Genomic DNA, 643 nt, shown 5'->3' on the forward strand with positions numbered 1-643 from the left:
TAAAGGGTGTTGCATAAGGCCGTGAACTGGGCATCTCCGGTGTATGGCTGGGGTGCTGAGGGCTGAACGCGTGTGGGTGGAGACGTTCACGGGGCTGCGGTGGCAACAGTTCGGGCGGCTGCTGAAGGCGGTGCGGGAGCGGGGTGGCAACGGCACCCTGCAGGGCAGGCCATGGGCTCTGCCGCTGGCTGAGCGGGTCCTGATCGTGTCTGTCTACTACCGCACGAACCTGACCATGCGACAGCTCGGGCCGCTCTTCGGCGTCTCGTCCTCGACCGTGTGCCGGGTAATCCAGAAACTGGGTCCGCTGCTCGCGGTGGAGCCCATGGCCCGCCCGGCCGATGCGGCGGACCGGTTGTGGATCGTGGACGGCACACTGATCCCGGTCCGCGACCGCAAGGTCGGAGCGTCCAGCCGCAACTATCGGTTCTCGGCGAATGTGCAGGTCATCGTGGACGCGGACACCCGGCTTGTCATTGCGACAGGTCCTCCGGTGCCGGGCACCACTGCGGATGCGCATGCCTGGCGGGCCTCCGGACTGGCCGAACACTGCCAGGACGTGACCGTGCTCGCCGACGGCGCCTACCTCAACTGCGGCATGGTCACCCCGCACCGCAAACGTCCCCGACGCGCGCTGCTGCCA

At 67.8% G+C, this 643-nt stretch carries 1 protein-coding gene; it reads left to right on the top strand.

Features of this window, described 5'->3' with window-relative positions; all coding sequences use genetic code 11:
* Positions 1 to 43 precede the first annotated feature (43 nt).
* On the top strand, positions 44 to 643 hold a 600-nt coding region (locus FGF04_RS39710), incomplete at its 3' end, for a transposase family protein (protein ID WP_149516229.1).

Origin of the sequence: Streptomyces apricus, from assembly GCF_008369065.1 — a bacterium.
GTDB classification, from domain to species: Bacteria; Actinomycetota; Actinomycetes; order Streptomycetales; family Streptomycetaceae; genus Streptomyces; species Streptomyces apricus.